Here is an 18,620-nt window from a genome sequence, read left to right as displayed (position 1 = left end):
TATTCGATTAGGTACGCTGTGTGATCAGTCAAGCCAAGTCACAAAAGTCGCATTCGTCCACTCTTGCCCTGATCGCTGGAATCGGCGGGACCGCCTTGTGCTTGTCGATCTTGGTGTGGGCGCTTCGTGCCCGGGGCTTGGAGACAGCGGCGAATCTGGCACAGCTGGTCTCGATCCCGCTCACACTGGCGCCTCTGGTCATTCCGCTGCTGCGTTGGTGGCGTCACGCCCGTCGACCGACGCGGGCCACCGCATCCGACATCGCCCAGCTGCGTGAGGATCTGGCTCCGCTTGTCTACGACCGATGGCGTACCGAATCTCGGATCAGGGCGTTGGATGACCCTGATCCGATTCCGGTGCAATGGCGCAGGACGGACGATCAACGGGTAATCGACGCTCCCGGCAACCTGACGAGCGATGTGCTCACTGTCGCATCCAGCGCCGACGTTGCCGCACTGATAGCGGACTTCCGTCAACTGCGGCGTAGCCGTCTCGTGATTCTGGGAGGAGCCGGGGCCGGCAAGACAACGCTGGCTGTGCAGATTCTTCTGGAGCTGCTCCGGGATCGTGTGGACGATCGCACCACGCCAGTGCCGGTGCTGCTGTCCGGGGCCAGCTGGGACCCGGAGCGATACCGCACGTTGTGGGATTGGGTTGCTTACGCGATCAAACAGGACCATCCCGAGCTGCTCGCGGCGGGGCACCAACCTCAGGCGATTCATGATCTTGCCGTGCAGGGGCACGTACTGCCGGTGATTGACGGGTTCGACGAAGCCACCCCCGATATTCGGCCGAGGCTGTTGGAGGCCGTGCACAACGCCATGGATGGCAGGACGCAGCTGATCGTGACGAGCCGAGCCGATGAGTACCTCGCCGCGATCGAGGGGTACGGTCGCGTCTTGCCGTCCGCGGTCGTGATCGAGCCACAGCCGCTATCGGTGGACGCAGCAGCCGACTACATCGAGCGTTGCCTACCCGCCGACCCTGGCTCAAGTTGGCGGATCCTGCTCACCAGGCTGCGTACGGCAGACGACCTCGACAAGCCGGCTAGCGCCATCGCGGAAATTGCATCCACCCCGCTTGGCCTCTGGCTCTTGCGTGTCGCCTACCTCACGCCGCGGACCGACCCGGCGGCACTGCTCGATGACGAACGGTTCATCGAGGCCGACGCGCTGCGAGCACACCTGCTTGACCAGCTCATTGCGGCGACCGTCATGACTCGGCCACCAAGTGACAACCCCGCCGACCTTTTCCGACCCCGCAGCCAATACGACCCCATCGACGTCGAACGGTGGCTGCGTTTCCTTGCTGGGAATTTGGACCGATGGGGCACCAAGGACTTCGACTGGGCACGCGATGTACCTGCGCTTACAACACCAGCTCATTCGGAGCGAATTGCGGATCGGCTGACACTGATCATCACGACCGTCCGAGCCTACGTCAACCTCGTTCTTGTCCAGCGACCTCGCCTCGGTATTCCGCTGGCCCTGTTTCCGCTGGTGGTCGCCGGTTTTGCGTGCTTCATTGTCGGGAGATTGACCGCAGCGGCCTTCGGCCTGTTCTTAGGCAAGGGGGCCAGTAACCTGCTAGGCGCCGTCGTTGGGATCGGCGCTGCGGTCGGCTTGATTGTCGTAGCGACGCGCCTTCTCGCGATGGCGATGGACTATCGCCAAAACGCGGAGATGGACTGGACAGAGTCTTTTCTCATCGATTGGGCGAATCTTCGAGAATTCCTCATACGCGTTCTGCCGGCGCTCACTTTTGCGCTTGTTTATGCGTTACTGATCGGAATCGACGTCAGCATCGCGATAAGCGCAGTTGCTCCTGATGCGAGTATTGGGTGGGTGGTCGTCGGTGCTGCGGCCATGGTCGGATTACTGGCGATGTCGGGCTACCAAATCGATCCGGATATGCCTCCCGGCCCCGGGACTACAGCCCCCTGGTATGGGATTTCTCCAGCGTCCGGACTGCGCGGCAGCCTTCTCGGCGGGCTACTGCTCGGCTTGCTCGCCGGCGTATTTATCGTCACCGCCGGGGGGCAGCAAAGCGCCTTCCTTGCGATAACCGTGCTCGCCACCGCCATCGCCTACGGTTTCCTGATCCCGCTATTCGTCATCGCGATCCCAGTACTCTGGGGACTCACCAGCCTGGGCGTGGCAACAGTACGTCGTCTGCGATACGCCACCATTCTTGACGGCGCGCCCGGACTGTGGCACGCCACCGCGGTCGGCCACAAGCTGCGCCTCTTACGGACCGTCCTGCTCGCGACACTACTGAGTACCACAGCGGCGATCGGATGGCGCCTGTTGCAGGCAAACCCCATAGGCGCTGAACTGTTAAGGCAAGGACCCACCGACTGGCTTGGCTCCCACCTGCATGACTTCCGGATGGTCTGGGCTGGCCAACTGCGATACGTCGCAGCCGTGCTGATGGCCTGGGCACTCACCACTCCGGGCCTCGGCCGCAGAACCTGGAAACGATGGCTCGTTTGGCTGGCCATCGCTGGCACGGCCGTCATCATCTGGGCACGTCACGGCCCGTTCGACCCTTTCAGGCTCGTACTCACCGGCGAATTCAACGGCTTGGACGGCAGCTTCACCCTGCAATTCACCGGCCGGATCGATGCCTATGTCGGCACCCACACAGTTCGCAGCTCTCTAAATTTCGCTGACCTGCTCACTCAATGCGACCTACGTATAGCAATAGGGATTTGGCTCACTCTCCTACCGCTATCTTTGGTCGTCACATTGTTTAGCAAGATCGATATGGGTCAGCCTCGCACCTGGTGGACAAATGGGACGGTCAGCCTGCCGCATGTGTTGGCCGGTCGGCTCCCTAGGCAGCTACCTGCCTTCCTGGACGACGCACATAGGCTTGGACTACTACGCACGGTCGGCACCACCGTCTACCAATTCAGGCACGCCGAATTACAGGATCACCTCGCCGATACATCCAATGAAGGCGATGCCGAAGTTGATCTGACCGAGAAGGATCCACTTTAGCGGCCTATTGGCTGCGGTCGCGCGGCAACTCCGGCAGCTAAATTTGTCGTTTGGACTCGAGAATGCGTACGGAAAGCAAGCTTCTTGTCCGCTGGTTCTCCCAACCGGCTTCGCACACAGGTTGGGGCACCGGGAGACAAGGACGTCGTACTCCAAAAGCGCCACCCCACGGACGGCCCGTCACCGGACCACCCAGCGCGCCCACCCGTAACGTGGGGTCTGGGGTCGCTCCCAGGAAGAAACAGTGGGCCGGACGTTGCACCATGCGAACCACGTGTTCACCGTCCCCGGCATACCGCTGCCAGGATGTTTAACCAGCTCACGAGCATTTCCGCGATGAGACCGGGCATGGAACGCGGCAGAACTCTGACGTTGTCATGTCGCTGACCAAGCAACAAAGCCCTTGGATGAGGCCTGGCTGACCTCGATCCGTCAGAGGGTTTGGCCATGGCAAGCTCTGCTCATCCGGTAAGTGCGCGAGGTATTTGCTTGCAGTAAGCTTGCGGTTCGCAATATGCATCGTTACGATCCTCGTCATGGCCCAAGACGTCATCTATGCCCGCGTGCCTCCAGACCTCAAGGAGGCAACAGACGCGTACGCCACCCGCCAAGGCGTCACCCTCACAGCGGCAGTGACGGATCTCCTCGAGCGCGGACTCGCAGCCGCTTCGGACAGCCGGTCCGTCGACCAGTTGGACGCGAGACTACGTACGGCGGAGGCTCAGCTGGCGACGCTGACGGCCTTCGCTGAGCGCGCGGATCACCGAATCGGCGACTGTCCGAAGTGTGGCAAAGAGATCACCGGGCGAGACCTGCTGGCAGTCGGAAGCTGCCCGCACTGCGGCAAAGCGTTGTCTGAGCTCATCGTGCCGGCCAATCCCAAGAACACGCTCGACCAACGCGAGGCGCTCATGCTCGTCGGCGCACTCGGCGCGGTTCTGGCAGTCGCATACCTCACATCCAAGAAGTGATGCGATCCCCATTCAAGGAGAAGAAAGGAGGAGTGATGGAAGAGATTTCGAAGTTCATCGTGTTGGCGACGGTCGCGGGAGCCGACATCGCGGCAGCAAAGAAAGCCGGCAGGCAGCTTGGCATCCCCGCCGCGGCGGTGCCGGTCATCGCTGGCGCGCTCTACCTCGCCGCGCGCCGGCAGCGGTAGAAGGTAGGACAGAAGCGGGCCCCGCCATGGACCGAGATGCTTGCGACACCTCGGTCCATGCGGGGCCTTTACGCAACGATAGCTGCCTGAGCGTCGACAACTCACACGTCGGCAGCTCAACATTGCGAACGAAGCTGCCCAACCGTCGCTACCGGCAACCCACTGCCGGGTCGTTTACGAGTTTCACGACGCAGTCACGGTACGGAGGCAGAACGCTGGAGCCAATCATCCAACCTCCGCACAGCCGCGCATCTGGAACAGTGCCGGCCTGTCTCAGGCGATCTGCCGAAGGTCATTGCCGTAGTCGAAGATGATCCGCATCCGAGCGCCCAGCGCCCGCGCGTATCGACTCAACGTCGCCACCTCGTTGACATCAAGATCGCCGTTCTCGATCTGGCTCACCCGCCCGGGCGAGACACCCATGAGTTCAGCCACCTGCCGTTGAGTCAACCCCAGCCGTTTGCGTTCCTCGGCCAGGTGAAAGGCGCTGACCCAGGCCTCGGTCCGAGCACGCTCAGCGGCAAGAGCCTCGTCGTCCCCGTCGTGCAGCTCTGCACGGAGGTCATCCCAGTCATGGAACTCGCTCATGAGTTCTCCCTCCGTTTTCTCTCCTCGGCAAGCCAGCCGTCGTACGTAGCTTCAGCCAGTGGAATCGCTGTCCTGTACCACCGGGTCCAGTCGCCGGCCTTATTCCCGGCCACCAGCATGACCGCCTGCGACCAAGGGTCGAACACGAACAAGACCCGGATCGCGACGTCGCGGCCCGATCGAGGCCGCAACTCCTTGAGGTTCGCGATACTCGATCCCTGCAACGTGTCGACCAGCGGACGCCCCAGGCCCGGCCCTACCTCAGCAAGCATGTCGATGGCGACGTTCACCGACCGATAGACGTCCGGGTCCGACTGGCGCAGCGCTCGCAGCCACTCCCGTACGTCACCCGTGGTCTTGATCGACCAGCGACGCGGCGAACTCTCAGGCATAGCCCGACTATAGCCCGAGCTAAACAACGAGTGGTAGTTCGCGCAACGCCTCATCGCTTCGCATGAACACCCAGGTCAGATGATGGGTGGGGCGGACGGGACTCGAACCCGTGACCGATCGATTATGAGTCGACTGCTCTAACCTGCTGAGCTACCGCCCCGTACGTGGCGATACGTGAACGCCGCGTACCGGCGGCGATCCTATCCTCCGGTGGCCAGGGGCAGCCACTGAACTACGCGGGCACGGCGGCCGCGCCCAGGGCGGTCAGGACTGCTCCGGCTGTGCGCCAGCCGCCGGCCAAGGCGCCCTGGATGGATGGGGTGTCTCGGTGGTCGCCGGCCACGAAGAGGCCGTCGCCGATGGACACCGGCTTGCGCAGGTTGCCCTGGGGGGCGGGGGCGGCGGGCAGGGCGTGCGGCAAGGTGACGACCTTCAGCAGGGTCCAGTCGTCGGTCGGCACGCCGTACATGCGGGACAGCTCGACCCTGATCACCTGCTCGGACGCGCCGGAGGGGGCCGACACGCCGACGACCGAGGCGGCGATCAGGCTTTTGCCCAGGGGGGCGTACGAAGGGGCGGCGTTGCTCAGCACGACCGTGTTGGCGATGATCTCGCGGCGGTCGCCGTCGAGGAGCAGGGTGGGCTCGTCGATGGGTGCGTGGTCGGCGCCGAAGTAGAACGTGGTCAGGCCGTTCATCGCGGGCATCGGCAGGCGCGGCAGCAGGGTCGCGGCGGTCGCGGGGTCGGTGGCCATGATGACGGCGCGGCACGCGATCTCGCCGGCTTCGGTGATCACCTGGCCTCGGCCCACGCCGATGGTGCGGGCGTTGACAAGCAGTTGGGGGTACGGGAGGGGGCCCGCGATGGCGGCCGGCAGGGCGGCCATGCCCGCCGCGGGGACGCCGATGCGGCCGCGGGCGAACGAGCGCAGCACCATTGCCAGCACGTGGCTGGACGTGTCGAGCGACCGGTCGCCGAAGACACCGGAGAGGAACGGCCGCAGCACCTCTTCGATGAGGCGGTGGGACAGGCCCGCCCGCCGCAGCGCCTCTTGTGTCGTGCACTCGGGCTGGGCCAGCAACCGGGCCACCGGAGTCGTCGCGTACTTGGCGGCCAGCGCGCCGAAGCGGAGCCGGTCGGACAGCGTCCCCACCGACGAGGTGAGCGTCTGAGGCGACGTGAACGGCTCGCGCAGCGGGTTCTCGAGGCGGTGCAGTTCACCGCCGCGGCGCACGAGGACGCCGGAGGTGAAATAGCAGAGGTCGAGCGTGTCCAGGTCGACCAGGGCGGGCAGGCGGGGGTACGCCGTGTTGAGCACCTGGAAGCCCCGGTCGAGGCGCCAGCCGTCTTCGAGGTCGGTGGCCACCCGGCCGCCGAGGCGGTCGCCGGCCTCGACCAGGAGCCAGTCGACGCCGGCGCGGTCGAGGCGGCGGGCAGCCGCCAGCCCGGCGAGACCGCCGCCGACGATGACGACGTCCACGTTCACGGGCTGCGACACAAGCACCTCACCCTGCATCATGCGACGCGGCCCAGCCTAAACCGGAAAAGGATCCGCCGCGGCGGATCCCATTGTCTAGCGGCTCCCCGAATAGGACTCGAACCTATAACCTGCCGGTTAACAGCCGGCTGCTCTGCCAATTGAGCTATCGGGGAAGGCCGTCGCCTCGAGGAGAGCTCCCCTGGCGACCGGGACAACAGTACATGACCCCCTGGCCCCCTTGTCCACGGGGTTACCCCGCGGCGCGGGGTAACCCGGTGAAATCCGGCACGAGGCATGAGCCCGGGGCACGATGGGTATGCAGGGGGCGTAGACGTAGTCACGAGCGGAGGGAGCCGCCATGCGCGGGAAGCTCATGTTCATCGGTGGTCTGGCGGCAGGCTTCGTCCTGGGCAGCCGGGCCGGCCGGGAGAAGTACGAGGAGATCCGGGCCAACGCCAAGAAGGTATGGGAGCACCCGACGGTGCAGGAAGCCGCCGGTGTCGCCCAGGCGCAGGCCACGAAGCTGTACAGCGAAGGCAAGGACAAGCTGGACCAGTCGAAGCTGGGCCAGAAGCTGCACAACGCCGACGCCGGCGAGCTGAACAGCACGAGCACCACGAGCACCACGACGTACTGATCAACGCTTATCCGGCCCGTCCTCGGTGCGAGGGCGGGCCGGAAGCATGTCGGATCAGGATTTCGAGGAGAACGCGGCGTCGAAGGCGGCGGTCGGCGCGTCGAAGGCCAGGCGCCGGACGAACTGGAGCGCCTCGGGCGCCCCGACCAGCCGGTCCATCCCGGCGTCCTCCCACTCGATCGAGAGCGGCCCGTCGTACCCGATGGCGTTGAGGGCCCGGAAGCAGTCCTCCCACGGGACGTCGCCGTGGCCGGTGGACACGAAGTCCCAGCCCCGCCGCAGGTCGGCCCAGGGCAGGTGGGAGCTCATCCGCCCGCGCCGCCCGTCGCCGGTGCGGACCTTCGCGTCCTTGCAGTCGACGTGGTAGATCAGGTCCTTGAACTCGAGGATGAAGTTGACCGGGTCGAGGTCCTGCCACACGAAGTGCGACGGGTCCCAGTTCAGGCCGAAGGCGGGGCGGTTGCCGATGGCCTCCAGCGTGCGGCGGGTGGTCCAGTAGTCGTACGCGATCTCGCTGGGGTGGACCTCGTGCGCGAAGCGCACCCCGACCTCGTCGAACACGTCGAGGATGGGGTTCCACCGGTCGGCGAAGTCCTGGTAGCCGGCCTCGATCATCGACTCGGGCACCGGCGGGAACATCGCGATCGTGTGCCAGATCGACGAGCCGGTGAAGCCGACGACGGTCTTCACGCCGAGCTTGGCGGCGGCCCGCGCGGTGTCCTTCATGCGCTCGGCGGCGCGCTGGCGTACACCCTCGGCGTCGCCGTCGCCCCAGATCGCGGGCCCGACGATGTCCTGGTGCCGCTGGTCGATCGGGTGGTCGCAGACGGCCTGGCCGACCAGGTGGTTGCTGATCGCGTACACGGACAGGCCGTGCTTGGCCAGCTGTTCTTTCTTGCGGTCGATGTAGTCGTCCTCGGCCAGCGCCTTGTCCACCTCGAAGTGGTCGCCCCAGCAGGCGATCTCGAGGCCGTCGTAGCCCCACTCGGAGGCCAGCCGGCAGACCTCGTCGAACGGCAGGTCGGCCCACTGGCCGGTGAAAAGCGTGATGGGTCGCGCCATCTTGTCGTCTCCCTTGTCGCACCTGTGGTCTACGGCGAGGGCAGCCGGACGGAAGGCGGAAGGCGGCGAGACGTCGCGACCGGCCCGGGATTGCGCCTCCCGGAGACGGTCCGTCACGCGGCCGTGCCTGAGAAAGACTCTAATAGCAGAAGGTCAGGCTGCGCGAGCCTGCGCGGGCGGCGTCAGGCCGAGATTTCCCAACTCATGACTGGCGTACGCCAGCTCGGAACCGACCGAGTCGGCCGGTGCGGGGGCCCCGGCGGGCCGTTCGGGTGGCGTCCCGTCGCGCGGGGCGGCATGCACGTCCAGGTATTCCGTGCCCGGCTGGGCCCCGCCCATCAGGTGGCGCAGCGCCGCGCGCCACACCTCGGTGGTGGCGGCGAGCGGCGCCGGCGGCGTCTCGGCCAGCGGCACGTGCCGGCGTACCCGCCACGGCCCGGGCGGGAACTCGTCGGCCGAGGCCGGCACCGACTCGAGGAAGGCGCCCTCCGCGTTGGTGACCGGGCAGCGCTCGCCGGCCGGGAGGTAGCCGCGCAGCGCCTCGACGCCGGCCCACGGGTCGCGCAGTTCGACGGCGGCGGCGATCCGCACCTGGATCACCGACAGCCCGGCCTCGGCCAGCCGGTCCAGGGCGTCCGCCGGATCTTCCCAGGTGCAGGCCAGGTTGGCCAGGTCGAGGCAGATGCCGATGCGGTCGCGGCCGACCCCGGCGAGCGCCGCGATGGTCTGGTCGGTGGCGTCGAGCACGTTGCCGGGCTCGGGCTGGAGGCCGACGCGGACCGCGCGCCCGGTGTGCCAGGCGACCTCGGCCAGCCCGCCGGAGAGCCGGCCCAGGATACGGCCGCAGGCCTTCTCCTTGGCGTCGTCCCAGCCGGCCCGGCGGCCCAGCCCGATCGTGGTGACCGCGCCCCGGACGGCGTCGTCGGGCAGCAGGTCGGTCAGGACGCGGGCGAGGTCGAGGGTGTACTCCAGGCGGGCCGGGTCGCTCCAGTCCGGCTCGTCGGTAGGATTCTCGCCGCCGCCCCCGGCGTAGGGCATTCCGCTCAGCGTGACGACCTCGAGCCCGCGGGCGTCGAGTTCGGCACGCAGCCGGGTGCGGAGGCGCCCGTCGACGGCGAGGGCGGCGGCGAGGGTGGGGGGCAGCCACAGGCTCACGGTGAGGGCGTCGGCGTCGATCCGGGCCCGAACCTCGGTTGCGTACGCGTCGATCCGTTCGACCACGGCGGCGAAGTCGCGCGTCCCGTGGACGTCGATGCCGGAGCTGAGGTGGACGAGGCGGCCGGAACGGTGACGCAGACGCATCAGAACCCTCCTCCCACAGCTGCATGAGTGCATGTGCACGTGCATTCGCTCGTGCGCACGGCTCCAGTATGGACCAGGGTCCGGATCGGCCATGATCGACGTTCCGTCGTCCGCCGGGCTGTCATCCCGCCTCCATCCGTGGGGGTTCTCCAGCCCCGGATACGAGCCTCGGCTTACCCACGGATCAGCGGCGCACGAGCCGTGCGACCTTCTGACCGGCGAGAACATGATCCACGGGGCGCCGGGGCATCGGTTTGCGCCGATGCTCGCGTACGGTCTGAGCTGCTGGATGTCTTCACCTGAATGTCAACTGAGCGTGACGTGAGAGCGGTTTCTGTGTTCAGCAAATGCACAAACGGGCGTGCACGAAACGATCTCACGTGCCGACACTCCCCGTGCATATGCAAACACGATGGTGTCTGGACAGCACGAACCCCGGTGTGCCCGGCCCGACCCGGGCACACCGGGGACTGCACCCGCCGCGAGCTCGCCGGCGCGGGGCGCAACCGCGCCGTCCCTCGCTCGCTCGCGACAGGAAGACTGTGGAACTAGGAACTCAAGCCATCGCCACGGTCGACGGCTCCACCTCGATCCAGCTCGATGACTCGGCCGACCGCTCCACCGCGTCCAGGACGAGCTGGACGCCGAGCGCGTCGGTGAAGGACGGCGTCGGGTTCTGCTCGGTGGCGATCGCCTCGATCAGATCCCGCATCTCGTGGGTGAACGAGTGCTCGTAGCCGATGCCGTGGCCGGGCGGCCACCACGCCGACATGTAAGGGTGCTCCGGCTCGGTCACCTGGATGACGCTGAAGCCCTGCTCGGCGCTGGGCAGCTTGGCGTCGTAGAACTCCAGCTCGTTCATCCGCTCGAAGTCGAACGCCACCGAGCCGAGCGAACCGTTGATCTCCACGCGCAGCCCGTTCTTGCGGCCGGTGGCGAAGCGGGTGGCCTCGTAGGTGGCCACCGCTCCCCCGTCCAGCCGGGCGAGGAACAGCGCGGCGTCGTCCACGGTCACCCGACCGGTGCCCGAGCCGTTGGACGCCGCGGCCAGCCCGGACGACTCCACCGGCAGCGGGCGCTCCTTGACGAACGTCTCCGTGAGAGCGCTCACCGAGGAGATCCGCTGGCCGGTGACGAACTGGGTGAGGTCGACGATGTGCGCGCCGATGTCGCCCAGCGCGCCCGAGCCGGCCTTGTCCTTCTGGAGCCGCCAGACCAGCGGGAACTGCGGGTCGACGATCCAGTCCTGCAGGTACACGGCCCGGACGTGGCGGATGGTGCCGATCCGGCCGTCGGCGATCAGCTTCCGCATCAGGGCCACGGCGGGCACCCGGCGGTAGTTGAAGCCGCACATCGCGCGTACCCCATTGATCTTGGCCTGCTCGGCCGCCGCGGCCATCTCTCGTGCCTCGGCGACCGAGTTGGCCAGGGGTTTCTCGCACAGCACGTGCTTGCCCGCGGCGAGCGCGGCCAGCGCGATCTCCGCGTGTGTGTCGCCTGGCGTGCAGATGTCGATCAGGTCGATGTCGTCCCGATCGATCAGCGAACGCCAATCGGTGGTGTGCGCGGCCCACCCGAGCTTGGCGGCCGCCTCGGCGACGCCCGCCTCACTCCGGCCGGACACCACCGACAGCTGCGCCGACAACGGCAGGTCGAAGGCGTGGTTGACGGTACGCCACGCCTGAGAGTGCGCGGCGCCCATGAACGCGTAGCCGACCATGCCGACCCGCAGCTGCCCCATCTCTGAACTCCCTTGGTAGCCGTGTTATCAGAACCCGAGCTTGGCGTACTTGCTCGCGTTCTCCTTGGTGATCGTCTCCGAGGCGAGGGTGATCTGCTTGGGAACCTGGAGCTCGACCAGGTCCGACATGCCCTTGCCCTGGCCGATCAGGCGGGCCAGCGAGATCGCCGAGGAGGCCATCGACGGGCTGTAGGTGACCGTCGCCTTCAGCACGCTGTCGTCCTTGGTGATCTGGTCGATCGCGGCCTTCGAGCCCGCGCCGCCGACCATGATGAACTCGCTGCGGTTGGTCTGCTTGATCGCGGCCAGCACGCCGATGCCCTGGTCGTCGTCGTGGTTCCAGAGGGCGTCCAGCTTCGGCAGCGCCTGGAGCAGGCCGGCCGCCTCGCGCTGGCCGCTGTCCGCGGTGAACTCGGCCGCGCGCCGGTTGGCCACCTTGAAGCCAGCGGCGGCCAGGGCGTCCTTGAAGCCCTTGGACCGGTCCTGGGTCAGCGGCAGCGCGTCGATGCCGGCGATCTCGCCGATGATCGGGTTGCTGACGCCCTTGGACTTCATCTGCTCGGCGATGTAGTTGCCGGCGGCCACGCCCATGCCGTAGTTGTCGCCCTTGATCAGCAGGCGGTAGGCCAGGGCGTCGGGGAACTCGCGGTCCAGGTTGATGACCGGGATACCGGCCTTGGTCGCCTCCAGGGCGGAGGAGTTCAGCTCCTTGCCGTCGTGCGGCAGGATCACGATGACCGTCGGCTTCTGCGAGATCAGCGTGGCCAGCGACGCCCGCTGGGCCGCCGCGTCGGCGCCCGCCTCGACCGCCTTCAGCTCCACGTCCTGGTACGCGCCGGCCTGGGCCTTGGCGTTGTTCGTGATGGCGGCGATCCAGCCGTGGTCGGCGGCCGGCGCCGAGAAGCCGATGACCACCTTGGTGCCGGGAGCCGAGTTGGGGTTCGCCTCCTCGTTGCTGGTGTTGATCTGGCTGTTGTTCTCCGGCTCGTTGCTGGTGCAGGCGGTGAGGAGGGCGCCCGCGCCGACCGCGGCGCCGCCGAAGAGGATGCGGCGACGAGAGAAGTTCGACATGTTTACTCCAGGGGTGACCTGGCGGCCGTACACCGGTCGCCGGATTTTTGGGGTTTGAGGGTGCGAGATTTCAGCTCTTGGTGCGTCCCAGGAGGTGGGTGAGCGATTTGTAGCGGAACTGCTGGACCAGCACGGCCGCGACGATGATGCCGCCCTTGACCATGTTCTGGACCTCGGTGGGAAGGTTGTTGATCGCGAACAGGTTCGTGATCGTGCTGAACACCAGCACGCCGAAGAGCGCGCCGACGATGGTGCCGCGGCCGCCGCTGAGCAGCGTGCCGCCGATGATCGCCGCGGCGATCGCGTCCAGTTCGTACAGGTTCGCCATGGCGGCCTGAGCGCTCGTCGCCTGGGACGTCAGCATGATCGCGCCGATCCCGCAGCAGAGGCCGGAGAGCGCGTACAGCAGCAGGGTGTGGAATTTGACGTTGATGCCGGCCAGCCGGGCCGCCTCGGGGTTGCCGCCGATCGCGACCGTGCGCCGGCCGAACGTGGTGCGGTTGAGCAGCACCCAGCCGGCCGCCACGACCAGCGCCAGGATGATCACGAGCATCGGGATGCCGAGGATCTTGGTGGACGCGATGCTGTTGATCGTGTCGTTCGAGGACACCTGGGTCTGCTTGCCGGAGATCTGCGCGGCGAGACCACGGGCGGCCACCATCATCGCCAGGGTCGCGATGAAGGGCACGAGTCTTCCGTACGAGATGAGCACGCCGTTGATCAGCCCGACCACGACGCCGACCACGATGGCCGTGAAGATCATGCCGACCGCGCCGTAGCTCTGCGTCGCCAGCGTGGTCGACCAGACGCCCGCGATGGCGACGATCGCGCCCACCGACAGGTCGATGCCGCCGCCGATGATCACGAAGGTCATGCCGACCGTGACCACGCCGATGGCCGACGCCTGCTGGAGGATCGTGAAGACGTTGTTGCTGACCCAGGTGGCATCGCCGTAGAGGTCGGGCCGGGTGATGACGCCGATGACGGCCAGGATGATCAGGACGCCGACCAGGCCGAGGTTGCGCTTCAGCGGCTCGGCGGCGTCACCTTTGAAAATGCTGTTCCGGGATTTCTTCGGGGCGTCCGGCGCGGGCGCCGGCTTCGCCACCTGCGTGTCGGTCATGCGGGCTCCCCCTCGAGCAGAGACCCCGCCATCACGAGGTCGAGAACCGTGGCTTCGTCGAGGTCGCCGGCCGGCGCCTCATGGATCAGGTGGCCCTCGCGCATCACGAGGACCCGGTCGGACAGGCCCAGCACCTCGGGCACCTCGCTGGACACCAGCAGCACGCCGACACCGTTCGCGGCCAGGTCGTGGATGACCTGGTAGAGCTCCGCGCGGGCGCCGACATCCACCCCTCGGGTGGGTTCGTCGAGCAGCAACAGCTTGGTCTGGCCGATCAGCCAGCGGCCGACCACGACCTTCTGCTGGTTGCCGCCGGACAGCGTGCGCACGGCGCGGCCGGTGTCCCGGGGCCGCAGCTCGAGCGAGTCGGCGACCTTGTCGGCGGCCTTCCGCTCGTCGCCGGCGTCGGTGAACCCGGCCGTGGCGAACGTCGTGAACGACGACAGCGTCATGTTCTTGTAGATCGGCTGGTCCAGCAGCAGCGCCTGGCTCTTGCGCTCCTCGGGGGCCATGCCGATGCCGGCCCGGACCGCGCCGCCGACCGAGGTGACCCGCTTGCCGGCCATCACCACGGTGCCGCTGTCGGCCGGGCGGGCGCCGAAGATCGTCTCCAGCAGCTCGGAACGCCCGGACCCGACCAGCCCGGCGATGCCCACGATCTCGCCCTTGCGGACGGTCAGCGAGGCGTCGGCGAACTCGCCCGCGCGGGTGAGCCCCTGCACCTCGAGCAGGACCTCGGGGTCGTCCGGCGCCACCCGCGGCGGGAACACGTACTCGATGCTCCGCCCGGTCATCCGGTTGACCAGCTCGCGGGTCGGGGTGTCACGCGCCGGCAGGTTCGCCGCGGTGGTCCGGCCGTCCTTGAGCACGGTCACCCGGTCGCCGATCTCGCGGATCTCCTCGAGCCGGTGCGAGATGTAGATGACCGCGATGCCCTGGGCGGTCAGTTCCCGGATGATCCGGAACAGGTTGCCCACCTCGTCATGAGCGAGCACGGCGCTGGGCTCGTCCATGACGATCAGCTTGGCGTCGTGCGAGAGCGCGCGGGCCATGCTGGCGATCTGCTTCCCGGCCGCGGGCAGGCTGCGGACCAGCCGGCGGGCCGGGATCTGCGGGTGGCCGAGCCGGCCCAGGATCTCCCGGGTACGCCGCGCCATCGAACCGCGCCGCACGAAGCCGAGCCGCCGCTCCTCGTGACCGAGGAAGGTGTTCTCGGCGACGGACAGGTCGTCGACCAGGTCGAGCTCCTGGTAGATGGTGGCGATGCCGGCCTTCATGGCGGCCTGCGGGTTGGCCGGGGCGAACGGCTCGCCCTGCCACAGGATGCTGCCCTCGTCGGCGCGGTGCACGCCGGCCAGGACCTTGATCAGCGTCGACTTCCCGGCGCCGTTCTGCCCGAGCAGGCAGTGCACCTCACCGGCGCGCACCTCGAGTTGGACGCCGTCCAGCGCGCGTACCCCGGGGAAAGTCTTGACGACATCGGTCAGTTCCAAGACCACCGGCGCTTCGGTTGCCACCTGGTCCTCCACCTCACCATCACGCGGCTCGGGAATGGTCGTCATGATGCCTGCTCGAAGCAGGTGTCACTGGCGAGCACGGCGGCGCCGGTGACGCCGGCTCGACTGCCCAGTTCGCTTAAAACGACGGGCAGGTTGCCGGTGGCCAGCGGCAGCGAGCGCCGGTAGACCACGCTGCGGATCTCGGCCAGCAGAATGTGCCCGAGCAGCGCCAACCCGCCCCCGATGACGATCATCGACGGATTGGCGAAGCTCACCAGCGTGGCCAGCACCGAGCCGACCCGGCGACCGCCGTCGCGGATCAGCCGGATGCACGTCACGTCGCCCTCGGCCGCGCCCTCGGCGACGTCCCGGGCGCCCAGCTCACCGTTGGCCGCGAGCCGCTCGGCCAGCGCCGGCGACTCGCCGCTGCGGGCGGCGGCCTGCGCGTCGCGGGACAGCGCGGCCCCGCTGAACAGCGCCTCCAGGCAGCCGGTGTTGCCGCACGAGCACACCGGCCCGTGCGAGTCGACCTGGATGTGCCCGATGTCGCCGGCGCATCCGTCGACCCCGCGGTACACGTCACCGGCCAGGTGTATTCCGCAGCCGATGCCGGTGCCGATCTTGACGAAGAGGAAGTCGTCGACGGAGTGCGCGACCCCGCCGTGCCGCTCCCCGATCGCCATGATGTTCACGTCGTTGTCGACCACCGCCGGGCAGCCGTGCTCACGGGCGAGGATCTCGCGCACCGGGTAGCGGTCCCAGCCCGGCATGATCGGCGGCGACACCGGCACGCCGTCACGGAAACTGACCGGACCGGGGACGCCGATGCCGACCGCGTCGAGCTTCTCGAAGGCGCCGTCCGTGCGTGCCTTGGCGAGCAGCTCACTGACCCGTTGCAGTATCGCTTTCGGTCCCGACCTGATGTCGGCGGTCTCGCGGTAGGCCGCGACCGTCTCCAGCCGTCCGTTGGTGACCTCGATGTCGATCGAGCTGGCGCCCAGGTCGACCGCGGCGAAGCGCAGGCGGGGGTGCAGCTCGACCAGGGTGGAACGACGGCCGCCGCGCGAGGCGGCCATGCCGGCCTCGGCGATGAGGCCCGCCGCCACGAGTCGCTCCACCTCGGCGAGCAGACGGGGGCGGGTCAGCTCGAGCCGGTCACCCAGCTCGGCGCGAGACACCGGGCCCTCGTCGCGCAACAGGCGAAGCACCCGATGGTGGGGGGCGTCGGCAACGTGCACGGGTACCTCCGGCAGGGGTTCACAGCCCTGAAACGATGCTGTGTCGTGCCGGTCACACTAGGCCCCTTCCGGCGCTCCAGTCCATACCTTCCAGAAGATCTATACCAACTTTTGCTCTCCCCAACAAAAGTCCGCGGACCCTCCCCCGTTTGTCGCGGTAAGCAGGCTGAACAGGGAAAACGGCCCCCCGACAGGGCTGTCAGCACGGGTCCGTCACCACGCAAAGAAAGTGGTCTTGGAACTCAGCGTGCACGACGAGGGCGGCCACCCCCGCCGGGGACGGCCGCCCTTTTGTCATCGGTGTCAGCTGGAAGCGAGGCCCTTTTCGCTACCCTTCTTCAGCTTCCGGTCGTCGCGCAGCTCCAGGAACGGCTCCTCGTCGGCCGGGTGCCCGGCCGCGATGGCCCGGCCCCGCTCGAGTTCGGCGTCCAGTTCGGCGCCCAGCAGGATGGCCTGGTTCGAGATCCACAGCCACACCAGGAAGGCGATCGCGCCGCCCAGCGTGCCGTACGTCTTGTTGTAGTCGGCGAAGTTGGCCAGGTAGAGGGCGAACGCCGCGGAGGCCGCCACCCACAGCAGGACGGCGAAGATGCCGCCCGGGCTGACCCAGCGGAAACCGCCGGTCTTCGCGTTCGGCGACGCCCAGTACAGGATCGAGAACATCAGGCTGACCAGGATCACCAGGACCGGCCACTTGACGATGCTCCAGACCAGCACGGCCTGGTCGCCGAGGCCGATCCGGTCGCCGATCGCCGAGGCCAGGTCGCCGGTGAAGATCACGATGACGGCCGAGGCGACCAGCATGATGCCGACGATGGCGGTGACGCCCAGCCGGATCGGCAGCGTCTTCCAGATCGGCCGGCCCTCCGGCACGTCGTAGACGGCGTTGGAGGCGCGCATGAACGCGGCCACGTAACCGGAGGCCGACCAGAAGGCCAGCGCGATACCCAGGATGGCCGCGAGGCCGGCGGTGTTCGGGTTGCTCACCTGCCCGAGCACGGTGTCGACCAGTTTCTGGATGTCGCCGTTCGGCACGACCTCCTTGACCGCGCCGGTCACCGTCGCCTTGCCGTCCCCGCCGACCAGCCCGAAGATCGAGATCAGCGCGATCACGGCCGGGAAGATCGACAGGATGCCGTAGTAGGTCAGCGCGGCGGCCCAGTCCGACACGTTGTCCTGGGAGAACTGCTTGAAGGTCCGCTTGACCGCCGCGAACACACCCTTGCCGTGCAGCTCGGCGGGCTTGTCGGGACCGTCGTTCGGGCCGGGCGGAGGCGGATCGTGCGGGTCGAGTTTGTCGTCGCCGGTGCGGGTCGTGGTGACGTCTCGTTCGCCGGCCTCTCGTGCCTCGGCCTCACGGCGCTCGTCCACGGCTGGCTCCTCCCGGTGGCGGCGCAGCAGCTTCATCGGGGTTCCTCCGCCCAGCAATCCTCGGTGACCTTCTCGGGGTTGGATGCCCCCGCGCCCCATGTCTAACCCATCGACTGCGGACGTTCCCCCAGGTCACTGATCACTTGAGCAACAGCAGCCCCATCCGCCGCCCGGCCACGGCGACCCCGGCGGCGAACAGCACCAGCAGATAGATCACGTCCAGGAGCTGGACCCAGCTCCACATCTCGAGGCTGATCCCGCGGATCAGGTGGACCGAGCGATAGAGCGGGGTCGCCTCGACCACCCAGCGCAACGCGGCCGGGTAGGACTCGGCCGGGACGAACGTGCCGGAGAACAGGAACAGCGCGAACTGCGCCGAGATCATCAGGTCGAAGTCCTGCCAGCTGCGCATGAACGTGGACAGCGCCAGGCCGGCCGCGCCGAACGCGAACCCGACCAGGATCGCCGCCGGCAGGGCGATCAGGGCCGAGCCCACCGTGGTCAGGCCCATCCCCACCATGATCGCCAAGAACGCGGCGGAGTAGACGCTCCCGCGGATCATCGCCCAGGTCAGCTCGCCGAACGCGATCTCCACCGGCCGCACCGGGGTCGCGACGATCCCGTCGTACAGCCGCATGAACTTCATCTTCCCGTAGAAGTTGAAGGTGGTCTCGGCGAGCGCCCCGGTCATGGCCGACGCCGCCAGCATGGCCGGCGCCACGAACGACGGGTAACCCACCGAGCGCCCGTCGGGCAACGCGATGTCGCCGACCAGCGCGCCGACGCCGATGCCGATCGACAGGAGATAGAGCACCGGTTCGAGCAGGCCGGTCGCGAAGACGATCCAATAGGCGCCGCGGAGCGTGGCGACGTTGCGTTCCATCATGGACACCGAGCGGCGCCCGGCGCCCGGTGTCAGCAGACGCGGCAGGGCCAGCGTGAGCATCAGGGGTC

16 protein-coding genes and 2 tRNA genes are annotated in these 18,620 nt (G+C 67.7%); 4 read left to right on the top strand and 14 right to left on the bottom strand.

Going from position 1 to position 18,620, the window contains the following annotated elements; genetic code table 11:
- Window positions 1–20: 20 nt before the first annotated feature.
- The 3 genes from AB0O15_RS21015 (at window position 21) to AB0O15_RS21005 (ending at window position 4,161) form a co-directional block, all read left to right on the top strand.
- On the top strand, window positions 21–3,002 hold the full coding sequence (locus tag AB0O15_RS21015; protein WP_364320777.1) for an NACHT domain-containing protein: 2,982 nt from the start codon (window positions 21–23) through the stop codon (window positions 3,000–3,002).
- Window positions 3,003–3,538: 536 nt separating this feature from the next.
- Complete coding sequence (locus AB0O15_RS21010; RefSeq protein ID WP_364320774.1) at window positions 3,539–3,973, top strand: hypothetical protein; 435 nt, start codon at window positions 3,539–3,541, stop codon at window positions 3,971–3,973.
- 35 nt (window positions 3,974–4,008) lie between these two features.
- Window positions 4,009–4,161: a hypothetical protein gene (locus tag AB0O15_RS21005; RefSeq protein ID WP_364320771.1), complete on the top strand. Its 153-nt coding sequence runs from the start codon at window positions 4,009–4,011 to the stop codon at window positions 4,159–4,161.
- A gap of 273 nt (window positions 4,162–4,434) precedes the next feature.
- On the opposite strand, the gene AB0O15_RS21000 is transcribed toward AB0O15_RS21005, so the two are convergent.
- From AB0O15_RS21000 to AB0O15_RS20980, 5 genes are all read right to left on the bottom strand, one after another.
- Window positions 4,435–4,749, bottom strand: a complete 315-nt coding sequence (locus tag AB0O15_RS21000) for a helix-turn-helix transcriptional regulator (RefSeq protein ID WP_364320768.1) — start codon at window positions 4,747–4,749, stop codon at window positions 4,435–4,437.
- On the bottom strand, window positions 4,746–5,141 hold the full coding sequence (locus AB0O15_RS20995) for a type II toxin-antitoxin system RelE/ParE family toxin (RefSeq protein ID WP_364320765.1): 396 nt from the start codon (window positions 5,139–5,141) through the stop codon (window positions 4,746–4,748). The genes AB0O15_RS21000 and AB0O15_RS20995 overlap by 4 nt, the downstream gene beginning before the upstream one ends.
- Before the next feature lie 87 nt (window positions 5,142–5,228).
- A tRNA-Ile gene (locus AB0O15_RS20990) sits at window positions 5,229–5,302 on the bottom strand.
- 72 nt (window positions 5,303–5,374) lie between these two features.
- Entirely contained in the window at window positions 5,375–6,640 is a 1,266-nt protein-coding gene (locus tag AB0O15_RS20985) for an FAD-dependent oxidoreductase (protein ID WP_364320763.1), read from the bottom strand.
- Window positions 6,641–6,722: 82 nt separating this feature from the next.
- Window positions 6,723–6,795, bottom strand: a tRNA-Asn gene (locus AB0O15_RS20980).
- 185 nt (window positions 6,796–6,980) lie between these two features.
- Between AB0O15_RS20980 and AB0O15_RS20975 the strand changes: the two genes are divergently transcribed.
- A complete protein-coding gene (locus AB0O15_RS20975; protein WP_364320760.1) occupies window positions 6,981–7,259 on the top strand; it encodes a hypothetical protein in 279 nt (92 codons plus the stop codon).
- A 54-nt stretch (window positions 7,260–7,313) separates the two neighbouring features.
- On the opposite strand, the gene AB0O15_RS20970 is transcribed toward AB0O15_RS20975, so the two are convergent.
- The 9 genes from AB0O15_RS20970 to AB0O15_RS20930 form a co-directional block, all read right to left on the bottom strand.
- Complete coding sequence (locus tag AB0O15_RS20970) at window positions 7,314–8,321, bottom strand: sugar phosphate isomerase/epimerase family protein (RefSeq protein ID WP_364320757.1); 1,008 nt, start codon at window positions 8,319–8,321, stop codon at window positions 7,314–7,316.
- A 153-nt stretch (window positions 8,322–8,474) separates the two neighbouring features.
- Entirely contained in the window at window positions 8,475–9,623 is a 1,149-nt protein-coding gene (locus AB0O15_RS20965; protein ID WP_364320754.1) for a TIM barrel protein, read from the bottom strand.
- A 556-nt stretch (window positions 9,624–10,179) separates the two neighbouring features.
- Window positions 10,180–11,364 carry a Gfo/Idh/MocA family oxidoreductase gene (locus AB0O15_RS20960; protein ID WP_364320751.1) on the bottom strand — a complete coding sequence of 395 codons (1,185 nt, stop codon included), beginning with the start codon at window positions 11,362–11,364 and terminating at the stop codon, window positions 10,180–10,182.
- Window positions 11,365–11,391: 27 nt separating this feature from the next.
- Window positions 11,392–12,435 (bottom strand): substrate-binding domain-containing protein, encoded by a 1,044-nt coding sequence (locus AB0O15_RS20955; protein ID WP_364320749.1) that lies wholly within the window; start codon window positions 12,433–12,435, stop codon window positions 11,392–11,394.
- A 70-nt stretch (window positions 12,436–12,505) separates the two neighbouring features.
- The gene (locus AB0O15_RS20950; protein WP_364320746.1) at window positions 12,506–13,558 is read right to left on the bottom strand and encodes an ABC transporter permease; all 1,053 of its coding nucleotides are present in this window, start codon (window positions 13,556–13,558) and stop codon (window positions 12,506–12,508) included.
- Window positions 13,555–15,120 (bottom strand): sugar ABC transporter ATP-binding protein, encoded by a 1,566-nt coding sequence (locus tag AB0O15_RS20945; protein ID WP_364320743.1) that lies wholly within the window; start codon window positions 15,118–15,120, stop codon window positions 13,555–13,557. Before AB0O15_RS20945 ends, AB0O15_RS20950 begins: the two co-directional genes overlap by 4 nt.
- On the bottom strand, window positions 15,117–16,295 hold the full coding sequence (locus AB0O15_RS20940) for an ROK family transcriptional regulator (protein ID WP_364320740.1): 1,179 nt from the start codon (window positions 16,293–16,295) through the stop codon (window positions 15,117–15,119). Before AB0O15_RS20940 ends, AB0O15_RS20945 begins: the two co-directional genes overlap by 4 nt.
- Window positions 16,296–16,598: 303 nt before the next feature.
- A complete protein-coding gene (locus AB0O15_RS20935; RefSeq protein ID WP_364320737.1) occupies window positions 16,599–17,666 on the bottom strand; it encodes a YihY/virulence factor BrkB family protein in 1,068 nt (355 codons plus the stop codon).
- A 139-nt stretch (window positions 17,667–17,805) separates the two neighbouring features.
- Window positions 17,806–18,612, bottom strand: coding sequence for an ABC transporter permease (locus AB0O15_RS20930; protein WP_364320734.1), 807 nt, complete (start codon window positions 18,610–18,612; stop codon window positions 17,806–17,808).
- Window positions 18,613–18,620 lie beyond the last annotated feature (8 nt).

Source organism: Actinoplanes sp. NPDC089786 (genome assembly GCF_040684855.1).
Taxonomy (GTDB): domain Bacteria; phylum Actinomycetota; class Actinomycetes; order Mycobacteriales; family Micromonosporaceae; genus Actinoplanes.
Note: the sequence above shows the minus strand (reverse complement) of the source record. Positions and strands in the feature narration are given on the sequence as shown.

Excerpts from the sequence above, each read along its gene's own strand:
- AB0O15_RS21000 (WP_364320768.1), bottom strand. The coding sequence starts at position 4,749 with ATGAGCGAGTTCCATGACTGGGATGACCTCCGTGCAGAGCTGCACGAC.
- AB0O15_RS21005 (WP_364320771.1), top strand. The coding sequence starts at position 4,009 with ATGGAAGAGATTTCGAAGTTCATCGTGTTGGCGACGGTCGCGGGAGCC.
- AB0O15_RS20950 (WP_364320746.1), bottom strand. The coding sequence starts at position 13,558 with ATGACCGACACGCAGGTGGCGAAGCCGGCGCCCGCGCCGGACGCCCCG.
- AB0O15_RS20945 (WP_364320743.1), bottom strand. The coding sequence starts at position 15,120 with ATGACGACCATTCCCGAGCCGCGTGATGGTGAGGTGGAGGACCAGGTG.
- AB0O15_RS21010 (WP_364320774.1), top strand. The coding sequence starts at position 3,539 with ATGGCCCAAGACGTCATCTATGCCCGCGTGCCTCCAGACCTCAAGGAG.
- AB0O15_RS20975 (WP_364320760.1), top strand. The coding sequence starts at position 6,981 with ATGCGCGGGAAGCTCATGTTCATCGGTGGTCTGGCGGCAGGCTTCGTC.
- AB0O15_RS20955 (WP_364320749.1), bottom strand. The coding sequence starts at position 12,435 with ATGTCGAACTTCTCTCGTCGCCGCATCCTCTTCGGCGGCGCCGCGGTC.
- AB0O15_RS20965 (WP_364320754.1), bottom strand. The coding sequence starts at position 9,623 with ATGCGTCTGCGTCACCGTTCCGGCCGCCTCGTCCACCTCAGCTCCGGC.
- AB0O15_RS20970 (WP_364320757.1), bottom strand. The coding sequence starts at position 8,321 with ATGGCGCGACCCATCACGCTTTTCACCGGCCAGTGGGCCGACCTGCCG.
- AB0O15_RS20930 (WP_364320734.1), bottom strand. The coding sequence starts at position 18,612 with ATGCTCACGCTGGCCCTGCCGCGTCTGCTGACACCGGGCGCCGGGCGC.
- AB0O15_RS20960 (WP_364320751.1), bottom strand. The coding sequence starts at position 11,364 with ATGGGGCAGCTGCGGGTCGGCATGGTCGGCTACGCGTTCATGGGCGCC.
- AB0O15_RS20995 (WP_364320765.1), bottom strand. The coding sequence starts at position 5,141 with ATGCCTGAGAGTTCGCCGCGTCGCTGGTCGATCAAGACCACGGGTGAC.